The sequence below is a fragment of the Paenibacillus wynnii genome (assembly GCF_000757885.1).
Lineage (GTDB): Bacteria > Bacillota > Bacilli > Paenibacillales > Paenibacillaceae > Paenibacillus_AQ > Paenibacillus_AQ wynnii.
In genome coordinates this window covers 1,859,355-1,874,558 of the sequence record NZ_JQCR01000002.1, presented here as the reverse complement: position 1 = coordinate 1,874,558, position 15,204 = coordinate 1,859,355, and the positions used below count along the sequence as shown (strand labels likewise).

The 15,204-nt window shown below is 49.2% G+C and carries 15 protein-coding genes; 14 read left to right on the top strand and 1 reads right to left on the bottom strand.

Annotated features, from left to right (window positions below; translation table 11 throughout):
* Nucleotides 1–109: 109 nt before the first annotated feature.
* The gene (gnd, locus tag PWYN_RS10880) at nucleotides 110–1,009 is read right to left on the bottom strand and encodes a phosphogluconate dehydrogenase (NAD(+)-dependent, decarboxylating) (protein ID WP_036651367.1); all 900 of its coding nucleotides are present in this window, start codon (nucleotides 1,007–1,009) and stop codon (nucleotides 110–112) included.
* Between the two features lie 321 nt (nucleotides 1,010–1,330).
* Here gnd and PWYN_RS10875 point away from each other — a divergent pair, with 321 nt between their 5' ends.
* The 14 genes from PWYN_RS10875 to PWYN_RS10810 all read left to right on the top strand — a co-directional run bounded on the left by PWYN_RS10875 (nucleotide 1,331) and on the right by PWYN_RS10810 (nucleotide 15,148).
* On the top strand, nucleotides 1,331–2,548 hold the full coding sequence (locus tag PWYN_RS10875) for an ATP phosphoribosyltransferase regulatory subunit (protein ID WP_036651365.1): 1,218 nt from the start codon (nucleotides 1,331–1,333) through the stop codon (nucleotides 2,546–2,548).
* Nucleotides 2,549–2,601: 53 nt separating this feature from the next.
* On the top strand, nucleotides 2,602–3,237 hold the full coding sequence (hisG, locus tag PWYN_RS10870) for an ATP phosphoribosyltransferase (RefSeq protein WP_036651363.1): 636 nt from the start codon (nucleotides 2,602–2,604) through the stop codon (nucleotides 3,235–3,237).
* 29 nt (nucleotides 3,238–3,266) lie between these two features.
* Nucleotides 3,267–4,577 (top strand): histidinol dehydrogenase, encoded by a 1,311-nt coding sequence (gene hisD, locus PWYN_RS10865; RefSeq protein WP_036651360.1) that lies wholly within the window; start codon nucleotides 3,267–3,269, stop codon nucleotides 4,575–4,577.
* Nucleotides 4,564–5,172 (top strand): imidazoleglycerol-phosphate dehydratase HisB, encoded by a 609-nt coding sequence (gene hisB / locus PWYN_RS10860; RefSeq protein ID WP_036651358.1) that lies wholly within the window; start codon nucleotides 4,564–4,566, stop codon nucleotides 5,170–5,172. The genes hisD and hisB overlap by 14 nt, the downstream gene beginning before the upstream one ends.
* A 1-nt stretch (nucleotide 5,173) precedes the next feature.
* The gene (hisH, locus tag PWYN_RS10855) at nucleotides 5,174–5,788 is read left to right on the top strand and encodes an imidazole glycerol phosphate synthase subunit HisH (protein ID WP_036651356.1); all 615 of its coding nucleotides are present in this window, start codon (nucleotides 5,174–5,176) and stop codon (nucleotides 5,786–5,788) included.
* Nucleotides 5,789–5,893: 105 nt separating this feature from the next.
* A complete protein-coding gene (gene hisA, locus PWYN_RS10850) occupies nucleotides 5,894–6,631 on the top strand; it encodes a 1-(5-phosphoribosyl)-5-[(5-phosphoribosylamino)methylideneamino]imidazole-4-carboxamide isomerase (protein WP_036651354.1) in 738 nt (245 codons plus the stop codon).
* 594 nt (nucleotides 6,632–7,225) lie between these two features.
* Nucleotides 7,226–7,984 (top strand): imidazole glycerol phosphate synthase subunit HisF, encoded by a 759-nt coding sequence (hisF, locus tag PWYN_RS10845; RefSeq protein WP_036653706.1) that lies wholly within the window; start codon nucleotides 7,226–7,228, stop codon nucleotides 7,982–7,984.
* On the top strand, nucleotides 7,981–8,682 hold the full coding sequence (hisIE, locus tag PWYN_RS10840) for a bifunctional phosphoribosyl-AMP cyclohydrolase/phosphoribosyl-ATP diphosphatase HisIE (protein ID WP_036651351.1): 702 nt from the start codon (nucleotides 7,981–7,983) through the stop codon (nucleotides 8,680–8,682). Before hisF ends, hisIE begins: the two co-directional genes overlap by 4 nt.
* Before the next feature lie 24 nt (nucleotides 8,683–8,706).
* The gene (hisJ, locus tag PWYN_RS10835; protein ID WP_036651348.1) at nucleotides 8,707–9,534 is read left to right on the top strand and encodes a histidinol-phosphatase HisJ; all 828 of its coding nucleotides are present in this window, start codon (nucleotides 8,707–8,709) and stop codon (nucleotides 9,532–9,534) included.
* A gap of 25 nt (nucleotides 9,535–9,559) precedes the next feature.
* Complete coding sequence (locus PWYN_RS10830; RefSeq protein WP_036651345.1) at nucleotides 9,560–10,507, top strand: ribose-phosphate diphosphokinase; 948 nt, start codon at nucleotides 9,560–9,562, stop codon at nucleotides 10,505–10,507.
* Between the two features lie 223 nt (nucleotides 10,508–10,730).
* A complete protein-coding gene (locus PWYN_RS10825; RefSeq protein WP_052087893.1) occupies nucleotides 10,731–12,470 on the top strand; it encodes a tetratricopeptide repeat protein in 1,740 nt (579 codons plus the stop codon).
* Between the two features lie 23 nt (nucleotides 12,471–12,493).
* A complete protein-coding gene (trxB, locus tag PWYN_RS10820) occupies nucleotides 12,494–13,447 on the top strand; it encodes a thioredoxin-disulfide reductase (RefSeq protein WP_036651341.1) in 954 nt (317 codons plus the stop codon).
* Nucleotides 13,448–13,618: 171 nt separating this feature from the next.
* On the top strand, nucleotides 13,619–13,846 hold the full coding sequence (locus PWYN_RS10815) for a DUF1858 domain-containing protein (RefSeq protein ID WP_036651339.1): 228 nt from the start codon (nucleotides 13,619–13,621) through the stop codon (nucleotides 13,844–13,846).
* 33 nt (nucleotides 13,847–13,879) lie between these two features.
* Nucleotides 13,880–15,148 (top strand): DUF438 domain-containing protein, encoded by a 1,269-nt coding sequence (locus tag PWYN_RS10810; protein ID WP_036651336.1) that lies wholly within the window; start codon nucleotides 13,880–13,882, stop codon nucleotides 15,146–15,148.
* Nucleotides 15,149–15,204: the final 56 nt, after the last annotated feature.

Sequence of the window (15,204 nt, the reverse complement as noted above, 5' to 3'; positions counted from 1 at the left end):
ATACTGCAAAAGATGTAGTTCTCCATCGATTTTAGCATACTATGTCTTCACGGTTCCAACGGTTTGAGAGTCGACACTCTTCCCGGAGTATTTTACTAGCCTGAGTGAATCAGTTATCCGGCACTACAGCGTGACCGCCAAATTCATTGCGAAGTGCTGCTACAACCTTCCCGTGGAACGTATTTTCCTCTAAAGATCGATACCGCATCAGAAGAGAGAGGGCGATGACCGGCGTGCTGGCTTCCAAATCCAGTGCAGTCTGTACCGTCCATTTACCTTCCCCAGAGCTTTGCATGACACCCTTTATGCCGGACAGCTTCGGATCCTTGGAAAAGGCACTCTGGGCAAGCTCCATCAGCCAGCCTCGAATCACGGAACCGTTAGACCATACACGGGCTACGTCTTCATAGTTGAAGTCAAAGCTGCTTTTTTCTAAAAGCTCAAATCCCTCTGCTATGGATTGCATCATTCCGTATTCAATACCATTATGGATCATTTTCAGGAAATGCCCGCTGCCGTTGGTTCCTGCATACAGATATCCCTGATCTACCGCCAAATCTCTAAATAGAGGCTCAATCGTGGTAAAGATCTCACGGTTTCCGCCGATCATGAAGCAGGCGCCAAATTCTGCTCCTTCCGTTCCCCCGGAAGTACCTGCATCGAAGAAATGGATTCCCAGAGGTTCCAGCCGTTCTGCGCGGGCGATAGATTCTTTATAATGAGAATTCCCGCCTTCTATAATAATATCGCCTTCATCCAACAGCCCGGCAAGAGTGTCAATTACACCTTCTACCACGGGCCCAGCGGGAACCATTACCCAGACCATTCGGGGCCGTTCCAACTTAGCCACCAAGTCTTCCACACTAGAGGCCGGAAATGCACCCTGCTGAGCGAGCTGTTCTCCTCTCTCCAAATTGAGATCACTTACCACAATTTGATGCCCATGACTTAGCAAATTTAATACCAGATTAAAGCCCATTTTTCCGAGACCAATCATACCGAGTTTCATTTAGCACTCACTCCTCTAATGTTCTCACTTGCATTAATGTATACTTGTCGACAACTTAGTTTGTATCTTACTCCTGCTCACCTTAATTTGTAAAGAGTAACTTGTAAGCGTTCCATAAACCTCCATGACAAACTGTACGTGCCTAGTGTAGAACAGGTATATTATTAACAATAGTAATAAATGCTATTCTGTTAGAGGGTAACAATTGACGAAAAAGAACTGTCCATGGTACGATGTTTCAAAAGCTTTAGTTTGCTACCACTTTACCATAGTAAAGTATAGATAGGATCTGTAGATCATTTGACGAGGTGAATCATGAACATGTCCAAACCGAAAGGGTTCGAGAAGCCGGCGGGTGTACGCGATTATCTACCGCATGCGGTGAAGAAGCTGCGTAAGATTGAGAATGATGTGCTGCACTGTATGAGCCGCTGGGGTTATCGCCAGATGATTACTCCGACTCTGGAGTATTACGATACGGTTGGTGTAGCTAGTTCTACATCGGATCAAAAGTTATATAAATTGCTGAATAATAGGGGCCAAGCACTGGTGCTTCGTTCTGAAATGACCGCGCCGGTGGCACGGGTAGTCTCCTCTCTGCTTAAAGAAGAGCCGCTTCCTCTGCGTTTGTCTTATCACGCCAACGTATTCCGCGCCATAGAGGAAGAAGCCGGACGTGAAGCTGAATTTTTCCAGACAGGTGTAGAATTGGTGGGAGATGATTCACCCGAGGCGGATGCCGAAGTGGTTGCGCTGGCAATTGCTTCGCTTCAGGCGGCGGGTGTCAAATCTTTTAAGATAGCTATGGGGCATGTCGGATTCCTAAACGGACTATTTCAAGAAGCAGTACCGGGGCTACCGGAAGCCCAAGAGGAGCTCAAGAGCCATCTGCTCAGTCGGGATTATGTTTCCTTCCGTGAAACGCTGCGAGCGCTCAATCTGCCTGAAGTTCAAAAAAGTGAACTGAATGGGTTGCTTAGGCTGCGAGGCGGCAAAGAAATCTGCGGTCAGGCCCTGGAGCTTAGCAGACATCCTTTGGCCCGGACTTCTATAGAGCATCTGTGCAAGGTGTGGGAAGTGTTGGAGTCTTACGGAGTGTCAGAGCATGTGCTGATTGACCTTACGATGATTGGTGATTTCTCCTACTATACTGGAATGACCTTTGAGGGATATGCTGCTGAACTGGGTTTCCCGGTATGCAGCGGAGGAAGATATGATAATCTGCTCCAGCAGTTTGGACGGCCGATTCCGTCGACAGGTTTTTCGCTGAAGACCAACCGAATCCTTGACGGTGTATCTGGAACACCGGAGAAGGAAGAGCTTCCGATACTGATTCAGTATGATGTTCCTAGACGCCGGGAGGGACTGCAAGAGGCATCACGCCTGCGTGAAGAAGGGCATGCTGTAGTTACCCGCTTAACAGCCGGTCCGGAGGATCTGAAGGTCGTGAAGCGTTTGGATAATGGTACGCTAGAAGCCGAAGGCGAACGTTTTGGAGAAATTTTTACCTTCGTCACATTCATCAGTGAGCACGGTTGAGGCTGTGCCTGAACCCTAGATAGATATATGTAACGGAAACGGAGACGATTGAAATGGCGCAGATTTTGAAGGTAGCAATGCCGAAAGGCCGCATATACAATAAGGCTGCAGAGCTGTTCCGCTCCGCAGGTCTTCCTATCCCCCCGGACGGGGAGGCTTCCCGCAAGCTGGTGATTCAGCTGCCTGAGGCAGGCATGGAATTTATACTAGCCAAACCCGTAGATGTTCCCACCTATGTGGAGTATGGCGTGGCTGATATAGGAATTGTAGGTAAGGATGTCCTGCTGGAAGAGGAACGGGATGTGTACGAACTACTTGATCTCGGGATTGCCCGGTGTCGCATGTCAATTATCGGTCTGCCGAATTGGCAGCCCGGCATTCAGCAGCGCGTTGCAACGAAGTATCCCAATGTAGCCTCCCGTTATTTCCGGGAACAGGGTCAACAGGTAGAGGTCGTTAAGCTGAACGGATCCATTGAGCTTGCTCCCCTGATTGGCTTGGCTGATCGTATTGTCGATATGGTGGAGACGGGGCAGACGCTGCGTGATAACGGACTCGTAGAAATGACAAGCATATTTGAAATCACGAGCCGCCTTGTCGCCAACCGTGTCAGTTATCGGATGAAGAATGCAGAAATACAACAGCTATGCGATCGCTTGCAGAGTGTTATCAGCGTACCGAAGCTGTAGATTGATATAGAGACTAGGGAGGAACAGTCGTGAAAGTGCAATCAAGCAGTGAATTCAAGCTCCAGCGGGAAGTGGAGTACGGGACACCGGAGCAGAATCAGACCGTTAAGGAAATTGTAGCCGCGATCAAAAAAGAAGGGGATACAGCGCTCCTCCGCTACACAGAGCGGTTTGATGGCGTTACATTGACGCCTGATGCACTACGGGTGACACCCAAGGAGCTCGAGGCAGCCTACAGCCGCGTAGAGGAATCCTTCGTGACGGCTATCCGTGCAGCAGCGGTTAACATCCGTTCGTTCCATGCGAGACAAAAACGCAACTCATGGATGGACCTTCAACCGGACGGTACGATTCTCGGACAGATCATACGTCCACTCAAACGTGTCGGTGTATATGTTCCCGGCGGGAAAGCGGCATATCCTTCTTCTGTCTTGATGAATGTGATTCCCGCCCAGATCGCCGGTGTTCCGGAGATCGTAATGGTCACCCCGCCTGCAACCGGTGGTAAAGCGGGAATTGATCCTTACATTCTAGTTGCCGCCGCAGAAGCGGGTGTGCACGAGATATACCGCGTGGGAGGAGCACAAGCCATTGCCGCGCTTGCTTTTGGTACTGAAAGCATCGAGCCTGTCGATAAAATCTGCGGACCGGGGAACATTTACGTGGCGTTAGCCAAACGTGAAGTATACGGTGCCGTGGACATAGACAGCATCGCCGGTCCGAGTGAGATTGTAGTGCTGGCAGATGATTCTGCCGAGCCGGGGTATGTCGCAGCGGACCTGCTCTCTCAGGCGGAGCATGACGAGATGGCGTCAGCCATTCTCGTGACTCCATCGCATGAGCTTGCCTATGCAGTAGCCGCGGAAGTGGAGCGGCAGCTACTGGAATTGCCACGGCAGAGTATCGCCCGAGCTTCGGTAGAGGCTTACGGAGCGATCATCATCGTAGAGGATATAGAAGAGGGAATTTCCGTTGTGAACCGGCTGGCGCCGGAGCATTTGGAAATTGTAACAGCTGACCCGATGGGGCTCCTCGGGAGCATCGAGAATGCAGGGGCTATATTCCTTGGACCCTACAGCTCAGAGCCTGTTGGTGACTATTTTGCCGGACCGAATCACATTATTCCCACGAACGGAACTGCGCGCTTCTCCTCGCCCGTAGATGTGGATGACTTCATTAAGAAGTCTAGCCTTATCTACTACAGCAAGGAAGCGCTGCTGCGTGATGGACATAGTATTATTGAATTGGCAAGACGTGAGGGCCTTGAAGGGCATGCTCGGGCTATTGAAATCCGATTAGAAAACGAAGGGAAAGGTGGAGACAGCCATGGAGAACAATAATGAGCAGGTGGTGCGTCAGGCGGGAATTAGTCGTACCACGAACGAGACGGACATCAAGCTGTCTTTATCAGTAGACGGTAGCGGGGTTTCGGAGCTGGAGACGGATGTCCCTTTTTTGAATCATATGCTGGATTTGTTCACGAAGCACGGTCAGTTTGATCTAAATGTACAAGCGCGCGGAGATATCGAAATCGATGATCACCACACTGTAGAGGATATCGGCATTTGTCTGGGTCAAGCTCTCCGAGAAGCGTTAGGTGATAAAAAAGGAATTAAGCGCTACGCTAGCGTATTTGTGCCGATGGACGAGGCTTTGGCTCAGGTAGTGATTGATATCAGCAACCGGCCGCATTTTGAGTATCGTGCCGAGTATCCTTCTCAACAGGTGGGAAGCTTCTCGACGGAGCTGGTACATGAGTTTCTGTGGAAGTTCGCGCTCGAAGCACGGATTACACTGCATGTCATCGTTCACTACGGCACGAACACACATCACATGATAGAAGCCGTGTTCAAGGCCCTTGGTCGCGCACTGGACGAAGCTACTCTTATTGATCCTCGTGTGAAGGGTGTGCCTTCTACGAAGGGAGTGCTGTAGCATGGCTGTAGCAATCGTTGATTATGGCATGGGCAATCTGCACAGTGTAAGCAAAGCGATAGAGCGCCTGGGCTATGAGTGTCTGGTAACGGGGGATGCGGAGCAGATTCTGGCAGCTGAAAGCGTCATTCTGCCCGGTGTCGGCGCGTTTGGCGATGCTATGGAGCATCTTCGCAGTACCGGACTGGATGCTGTAGTTAAAAAAGTAGCCGCCGGGAAGCAGCCAATGCTTGGAATTTGTCTGGGTATGCAGCTGTTGTTCAGCAGCGGTGAAGAATACGGAACCCATGAAGGGCTGGGGATCGTGCCGGGTTCGGTTGTCCGTTTTGAGCCAAGAGAGGGCTTCAAGGTTCCTCATATGGGTTGGAACAGACTGACCTTCATGAAGGGTGATAGTCCGCTGCTGGAGGGTCTTGAAGAGGGTCATGTGTATTTCGTCCATTCGTATCACGCGCTTGTTGAGCAAGAGAGTGATTTGATTGCCGTGACCGATTACGGATATCCAGTTACAGCGATTGTCGGACGGGGCAACGTGTTCGGTATGCAGTTCCACCCGGAAAAAAGCGGGGAGCTCGGGATGAAGCTGCTCGGGAATTTTTTGAAGATTAAGGCCTGATATGTAAGCTTAAGGAAGCTTAAGGCCTCAGATAAATTATACGGCGGATCAAAAAGTTAAAGCACACCGCCTATTAAAGTTAGCATACGAAAGCGGGGAACGTTGATGTCTTCTTTTATTGTGTATCCGGCAATTGATATCCGGGATGGAAAATGCGTTAGATTGAAGCAAGGGGATTACAATCAGGAAACGGTCTATAACGACAGTCCTATAAAAGTGGCAAAATCGTGGGAAGAGCAAGGAGGACAATTTATTCACTTGGTGGATCTGGACGGTGCAAAAGCCGGCTATCCGGTCAATGATGCCATTATCGGCGCAATTGCTGCGAACGCTAATGTTCCTGTTCAAGTAGGAGGCGGCCTGCGCAGTCTTGCAGATGTCGAAAAGCTGCTCGGACTCGGAGTCAGCCGTGTGATTATCGGAACAGCCGCTATCAACGATCGTGAATTTACGGAGGCTGTATTAGCCAAGTATGGAGATAAGGTTGCCATCGGGATTGATGCCCGTAATGGTTACGTGGCTACCCATGGTTGGCTGAACACTTCGGAGACCCGAGCAGAGGATCTTGCAAAGTATTTGGCTTCCAAAGGTGCTGAGACCTTTATTTACACGGACATTTCCCGTGACGGGATGATGCAGGGCCCGAATGTGGAGGGTATCCTCTCCATGGCAGCTACCAGCGGCAAAACGGTGATAGCTTCCGGCGGCGTGACCACTTTGGACGATCTGCTGCGCCTAAATGTACATAGTGCCAGTGGGATTGGCGGAGCCATTGTTGGCAAAGCGCTGTATACGGGAAATATCGACCTTGCCGAAGCATTGCAGGCATTGGGGTCAAAGTAACACCAGCGATAAACCTTAAGAGGAGTAATTTTAGTTAGTTTTAGTTGTATTTCGTACAATTATTTACACCGAATAGGTCCCTCCAGCTCATATAGTTGTACTTTCTGCAGCTATAAACAGGAGAACAGCTGATTTGGAGCTAGTTTCATGGATTTAGTTGTACGAAATACAGTTAAAGTACGTTTTCCTCGTTTAAATGGTCAAATAGATGTAAATTGTGCAATTAAAGATAAGGGCTAGGTTCCTATTGTTATCGCAGACAGCGCAAGCTTGTCGTCCCGAAGGGGCCAAAAACGTGTAACACGAGGGTCTACTGGGTTTGAATTTTGTCTTTGTGGTTGTGTAAGGTTTTTTAATGTTTTGTAATGTTTTGTAATGTTTTGTAATGTACGTCTTGCAGGAGCACGACAGTTCAAGCGGTCCCGCAGGGATTAGCGATCATAGCCGTTTGTAACTAAGGAGCGCCTCTGTCCCGCATACACCCATGTTCCGGGTGTCCAGAGGGCCGGGGCCCTTGGGGTCCCCCTTGGCTAAGGGGGATTTATGGGGATCGAAAAGGTTTTTCGTCGAAAACACATGGAAAGGAGCGATTTTATGCTGGCAAAACGCATTATACCTTGTCTAGATGTGAAGGATGGACGGGTCGTTAAGGGCGTCAACTTTGTAAATTTGCGCGATGCCGGGGATCCGGTGGAGCTAGCAGCGATCTATGACCGTGAAGGTGCCGATGAGCTGGTGTTTCTGGATATATCCGCATCTGTTGAAGGACGGGCGACAATGGTCGAAGTAGTACGGCAGACAGCGGGCGAAATCGCCATTCCTTTTACGGTTGGTGGAGGCATATCGACACCTGAGGATATGAAGAGAATTTTACGTGCCGGTGCGGATAAAATCGGCATTAATACAGCGGCTGTAAACAATCCGCAGCTCATTCTGGAAGGCGCGCGCCGTTTTGGCTCACAATGTATTGTCGTAGCGGTAGATGCCAAATATAATGAGAGTTGGGGCGAGTGGGAAGTGTACACCCACGGAGGACGTAAACCGTCTGGGTTACGTGCGCTAACTTGGGTCAAAGAGGCTGAAAAATTAGGTGCAGGCGAGATTCTGTTGACCAGTATGGATGCGGACGGTACAAAGGACGGCTTTGATCTGAAGCTGACATCGGCTGTATGTGATCTGCTGGGTATACCGGTTATAGCTTCCGGAGGAGCCGGGCAGAAGGAGCATTTTTATGATGTATTCACGAAGGGTAAAGCGGATGCCGGATTAGCGGCTACGATTTTTCACTATAAAGAAATTGCTATACACGATCTAAAAGCAGATTTGAAGCAAAAAGGGGTGGAGATCCGATGAGTCAAGAGAGAGGGAATACAGCCCTGAGCCAGGAAGAGATTCTGGGAGGAATACGTTGGAACGAAGCGGGTCTGGTGCCTGTAATTGTTCAGGATGACAGTAGTCTTGAAGTACTGATGCTCGCTTATATGAATGCTGAATCACTTCAGTTATCACTGGAGAGCGGACAAACATGGTTCTGGAGCCGGTCGAGAAGTGAACTGTGGAATAAGGGCGGCACCTCGGGCAACACACAAGCCATTACATCCGTATATTATGATTGTGACAGCGATACGCTGCTGGTTAAGGTTAAGCCTGAGGGACCTGCATGTCATACGGGAGAGACCTCATGCTTTTATAGAGAGATTCCCTTAAACGGCGAACTGACTTCGGCAAAATCATCGAACAAATCGGACAGCGAACGCTTTGCGGTACTGGGTGAGTTGGAGCGGGTTATCGCTGAGCGTGAAATAGAACGTCCCGAAGGCGCTTATACTACTTATCTATTTGATAAAGGTGTCGATAAGATCCTGAAAAAGGTAGGCGAAGAAGCGTCAGAGACCATCATTGCCGCTAAAAATAAAGACAATGCCGAGCTGCGCCTGGAAATCAGCGATCTTATCTATCACTTACTGGTCCTTCTGCAAGAAAGAAAGCTTCCGCTGGACGACATTATGACAGAGCTTAGTGCTCGCCACGAGCGGCCGCGCCGCGACTAGAGCAGAACGGAGGGGGCCTCTTTCATGCATATCGATTATCATACTCATCATGAGCGCTGCGGTCATGCCATAGGTAAGCTGGAAGAATACATCCAGCGCGGCATTGAGCTGGGTTTGGAGCAGTTGGGGCTGTCCGACCATCTTCCTTTGATTCATGTCGACCCGGCTCAGTATTATCCGGAGATGGCTATGCCGCTTGCAGAGCTTCCCCGGTATGTGGAGGAATGTCTCGCGCTGAAAGAACGATACCGAGGGGTAATTGACCTGCGGGTAGGGCTTGAGGCTGATTATATTGAAGGCTACGAAGAGGTGATCCGTGACCTGCTAGCCCCCTATCCATGGGATTATCTCATCGGGTCGGTTCATTTCTTGGGAGAATGGGATATTACGGATTACCGGCAGGTCCAGGGCTGGGAAGGTAAGGATGTACTGGAGGTATATCGGCGTTACTATGAGGCTGTAAGTAAATCTGCAGCGTCGGGATTATATGATATTATAGGACATATAGACGTTATCAAACGCTTTGGATATGGTCCGGTCACTGAAGAGGGTCAAGCTGAGGTTAGAGAGCTTGAGCTTGGCGCTTTGAAAGCGATAGCAAGCAGTGGAATTGCTATGGAACTGAATGCTTCAGGGTTAACGAAGCCATGCAAAGAGATGTTCCCGGCAACACATGTGTTGAAGCAGGCCTTGGAGCTAGGTATACCGCTTACCCTTGGATCCGATGCGCATGACCCAGCTAAGCTGGGTGAGGGACTGCCGGAAGCCCGCAGGCAGTTGTGGGAGACGGGGTTTCGAGAGTTGTCAGTCTTTGAAGGCCGCCGCCGTACCACTGTTCCGTTTGAGCTATAAAATATAACTATAGGAGGGCATTATAGTGCATCATCAACTGCGTATTTTCTCCGGTTCGTCGAATCCGAAGCTAGCCGCAGATATTGCGACGCGGCTAGGTGTGGAATTGGGGCAAATTAAGTTAACCCGATTCATGAGCGGCGAGATTTATGTGCATTACGAAGAGAGCATCCGGAACTGTGACGTATTTTTGGTGCAATCCCTCTCCCATCCCATCAATGAGATGTTCGTAGAGCTGTTGGTCATGATTGATGCGGCAAAAAGAGCATCGGCAAGAACGGTCAACATTATTGTACCGTATTATGGATATGCCAGACAGGAACGCAAATCTGCACCGCGGGAGCCTATCTCCGCCAAAATGGTTGCCGATGTATTAACCACAGCCGGGGCTACCCGGGTCATTACTCTCGACCTGCATGCTGCCGCTATCCAAGGATTTTTCAACATTCCAGTTGACCACATGACAGCGCTGGATTTGATCAGCGGTCACCTGAAGCTAAAAGGTCTAAACGATCTGGTCGTTGTTTCCCCGGATGCAGGCCGCGCCTCTATGGCTGAGAAGCTAGCCAATCGGCTGAATTCGCCGTTTGCGATTATGATTAAGACCCGACCTGCCCATAATGAATCGGTGATTACGCATGTTATCGGAGATGTTGAGGGAAAAACCCCCATTATTATTGAGGATCTGATCGATACCGGTACAACCATCGTAAACGTTGTAGAGAGTTTAAAGGAAAGAGGAGCCAAGAACAGTATTGTCTGTGCAACACATGGACTGTTCTCAGGACCTGCCTTGGAGCGGTTGGAGCATCCGGCCATTGATGAGGTCGTTATTACAGACTCCATCATGCTGCCCGAAGATCATTCAAGTCGCTTTACCGTATTATCCGTTGCACCGATGCTGGCGCAAGCTACACGTATCATTATTGAAGGCGGTTCAATAGACAAGCTGTTCAGAGACGCGGGAATTTAAGATTCCCCGTCTTTTTTTGTTTACAGCTTTTTTCTCTGAATTTGGTGTGCATAATGCAGCCTTGCATTGGAGAATCCTGCCCACACTTGTGGTATACTGTGTGAATACAGCCGCAGCCAAAAATGGAAGCGGTGCAGCGTAAAGTTTGGAGAACCGGCAGCCGAAAGGCACCGACCTCCTATTTTTCGTGAGGAGGAAGCTTACAAGGAGGTGCCTTGCTTCCATGATTGAGAGATCTTCAGATAATGATGTGGGCAACGGCAATGTTATTCCCATCATTTTGAATGCCAATTTTTTCTTTGAAAGAGCCGTCCGGTCACTGGATCGCTTTCAATATGATAAGGCATTAAAAAATTTTCGCAAAGCTGCAGAGTATGAGCCGGACAATCCGGTCAATCATTGTAATGTGGCGGGTATATTCTCAGAGATGGGCAATTATGAGGCTTCGAACGAAATTTTGACCCATGTGCTTGAGAATATTGATTCGTCTTTAACAGAATGTCACTTCTATATGGCTAATAATTACGCTAATATGGATAACTTTGAGGAAGCTGAGCGTTCTTTGGTAAAGTACCTTGAAGAGGATCTCAACGGTGATTTCCTTATGGAATCGGAGGAGCTGATGGAGCTCCTGAACTATGAGCTTGATCGGCCGGCCCCTCTGCATCGGATCAGAAGCCGTGAAGGTGTAGTGGAGCATGACCGTGCCCGGGCGCTTCTTGAGGAAGGCAAGTTCACGGAAGCAGTGAAGCTGCTGAAGGAAATCGTGAAGAACACGCCTGATTTCTTAGCGGCGCATAACAACTTGGCGCTGGCATATTTTTATATGGGGCGGTTCGCCAAAGCTAAGGAGTCTATCGAACGGGTACTAGACCTTGCTCCGGGTGATTTGCATGCGCTTTGCAATTTGGCCATCTTCCTGCAATACGAAGGGGATAACCAATCGCTGGATAGATTGCTGCGAATGCTCGAAGCGACGATTCCCTTCCATCAGGAGCATGTATTTAAGCTGGCGACTACAATGGGTATTCTGGGCCGTCATCGAATAGCTTACGGTCATTTCCGCCGCCTGCTGAAGGATGAAGAGGTCGGCGGCGATGCCGGTCTCTATCATTACTGTGCGGCAGCTGCCAGCAACAGCGGACTATACACAGAAGCCGAGCGGTGCTGGCGACAGGTCGGCAAGCTGGATCCAGAATCGGTGGTGCCCCGGTTCTATCTGGCACAGCTGGAGCAAGCGCTGAAAGACAACCAGCCGATTCCCCCGGTGAGCTATAACTATCAGCTCCCATTCCAAGAGCAGTTGAAGCTTTGGAAAGATAACAAAGGCAGCTTCTCTGATGAAGTTCGGAGCAATCCTCTGATTCGTTCCTCCTTCTTCTGGGCACTCCGCTACGGGGATTCCAATACGAAGCTGCAGGTTACACAGGCATTGCGATGGATTGAGGACGAAGAGATGTCCGAGGTCTTACGAGCAATTATTGAAGAGCAGCCTATCCAGGAAGATAAGCTTCAAGAAGCAGCCCTGTTTAGCCTGCAGAGACTAACGGGTAAGAATACGGAGACAGAACCCCTGTTGGGAGAGGAGTCAATCTCTCCTCCACGCCATAAAGTGCAGCCGGAATGGAAAGAGGACTGGCAGCGAATTATCGATCAGACCCTCGGTATAATGGATCGAAGATACGATTCAGCCCAGAAGAAAGCTGCAGAATTACTATGGAAGCAATTTGTGGGCAATCTATATCCGGATGTTCCTTTTTTCCGTCATGTGGATGGTTGGTGTGCTGCCTTGGAGTATTTAACTGCAAAGCTGCATAATCGACCGGTAACTTACCGTGAAGTGGCACAGCGTTATGGAGTATCGCCTTCCATGGTAAGCCGCTACGTGCGGCGTATTGAGGATGAATGCGACGTTAAAGCAAGCATGACCGACAGTTTTCCGCCTTTTACTGAAAATATATAAAACCCATGTGAGGAGGCACTGCTATGTACAAAACAATTGTAATCGGAACAGGTCCTGCCGGGCTGACGGCAGCCATTTATTTGGCCCGTGCCAACTTGAGTCCGCTGGTGATTGAAGGTTTGGAGCCAGGAGGACAACTGACAACTACGACTGAAGTAGAGAATTTCCCAGGCTTTCCTGAAGGAATTCTAGGTCCTGATCTCATGGATAACATGCGCAAGCAGGCGGAACGATTCGGTGCCGAGTTCAAGAATGGTTGGGTGGACTCCGTGGATTTCTCTGGGCGGCCGTTTAAAGTAACTGTAGATGGATTAGGAGTATTAGAGGCGGAGTCTGTTATTATCTCGACAGGCGCTTCCGCTAGATACCTCGGAATTCCAGGAGAACAAGAGAATGTGGGCCGCGGAGTCAGCACTTGTGCTACCTGTGACGGTTTTTTCTTCCGTAATAAAAAGATTATCGTAGTGGGTGGAGGAGACTCTGCCATGGAGGAAGCCAGCTTCCTTACGCGGTTTGCTTCCAGCGTTACCTTGGTGCACCGACGTCCGGAACTGCGTGCCTCCAAAATCATGCAGGACCGTGCGCGCGATAACAGCAAGGTGGTTTGGGCGCTTAACCGCACACCGCTTGAGGTTTCCGTAGGGGATACTGGTGTAAATGGTCTTAAAGTACGCAACAATGAGACAGGAACGGAAGAGCTTGTTGAGGCGGACGGAGTCTTTGTCGCTATCGGTCATACGCCTAACACGTCTTTCCTTGGCGGACAGCTAACAACGGATGCCAACGGTTATCTTGTAGTAAACCCTGGTACGACAGAGACCAATATTCCGGGTGTATTCGCTTGCGGAGATGTACAGGATACCCGTTACCGTCAGGCCATATCTGCAGCGGGAACAGGCTGTATGGCAGCCATGGATGCCGAGAAGTATCTTGAAGGCACGATGGTACATGACTGGAGCGAATCACTCGATAAATAACAAGCTGCATGTGATATGATTTGAACAAAGACTGTCTACCAAGCCATTAAGGCGAAGGGGCAGTCTTTTTTGTGCATCATTTTTGAGTTAGTGACTAGAATCACAATCCCCCTATTTTGCCTATGATAATCTGAGATTGAGAATAGTTCTCATGACAAAGGAGTGAAGCTAATGGAAAAAGTGCTGAAGCTGGAAGAGACCATTTTGGAACTGGTAAGCAGGCATCCAGAAGCGCTCGACATTATGGTAGAGCTAGGATTCCGAGATATCGCCAAACCGGGTATGCTGCAGACTGCTGGGCGCTTCATGACCTTGTCTAATGGCATCAAGCTTAAAAAAATGAACATGGACACCGTTAAGCTAACGTTTCAGAGTTACGGCTTTGAAGTTGTTGAATAGATGATCTGATATATATAAAAGGAGAGACATAAAATGAGCGAACTGATAAACAACCGTGAAGTAGATGTACCGGAACAAAACCGCCGGCAAGCTATGCTCAGAGAGATTATTAAGGAGCTGCATGCAGGCAAAAGTGTGGATGAAGTAAAGGCTCGTTTTGCAGAAGCGGTAGGGGACGTAACTGTGGCTGAAATTTCTGCGATGGAGCACTCTCTAATGACAGAGGAAGGCATTCCTGTCTCTGAGGTACAGCGTTTGTGCTCGGTGCATACAGCGATTTTCAAAGGCTCAATTGAGGAGATTCACCGCTCGTCCAAGCCGGAGGAGCAGCCAGGTCACCCGGTGCACACCTTCAAGCTGGAGAACCGTGAGATCGAACGTCTCGTGAATTTCCGTCTGGCGCTGCATGCCGATAAGTTCCAGAAGAACGACAGCGAAGAAATTATTTTCAAGCTGTTAGAAGACTTGAGTCTGTTGCTGGACCTCGATAAACATTATAGCCGGAAAGAAAATCTGGTATTTCCTTACCTCGAAAAGTACGGCATCTATGGACCTACCAAGGTCATGTGGGGCGTGGATGACGGTATTCGGAATATGATTAAGTCCGCCAAGACGACGTTAAGTGATTATCAAGGTAACAAAACAGAGATTGGTGAAGCTCTGGCACTTATTATTACTGAGGTTAATGAGATGATTTTCAAGGAAGAGAATATTCTTCTGCCCATGGCGCTGGATAAGCTGACTGAGGATGAATGGGTTAAGATTGCACGGGAGAGCGATGAGATTGGTTTCTGCCTGACAGCTCCGGATCAGGAGTGGGTTCCAGAGCGTGCGGGTGAGCCGGAAGGTGCCGTAGAAACCAAGGAGACGGAAGAAGAAGCTGGAACGGTTCCGCAAGGCTTTATCCGCTTTGAGACAGGCCTTTTGTCCCTTCATCAGTTGGAGACTGTCCTGAACCATTTACCCGTTGACCTCACGTTTATTGATGAGAATGATGTGGTGCGTTATTTCTCCCATGGTAAAGAACGTATTTTTGCCCGGACAAAAGCCGTTATTGGCCGTACCGTTCAGAACTGTCATCCGCCGCAAAGCGTGCATGTCGTAGAGAAACTTTTGGAGGATTTCAAGGCAGGACGCAAGGATGCTGAGGATTTCTGGATCGCTATCAAAGATAAGTTCATCTATATTCGTTACTTTGCAGTTCGTGATGCGGAAGGACGTTACATGGGCACCTTGGAGTTTACGCAAAATATCGCTCCGATCCGCGCTTTAGAGGGACAAAAACGTATTTTGTCGGAATAGATTGGTTTTTAGACTTTATGGACTTCCTTGCCTGTCGGGCAGGGGAGTTTTTTCTG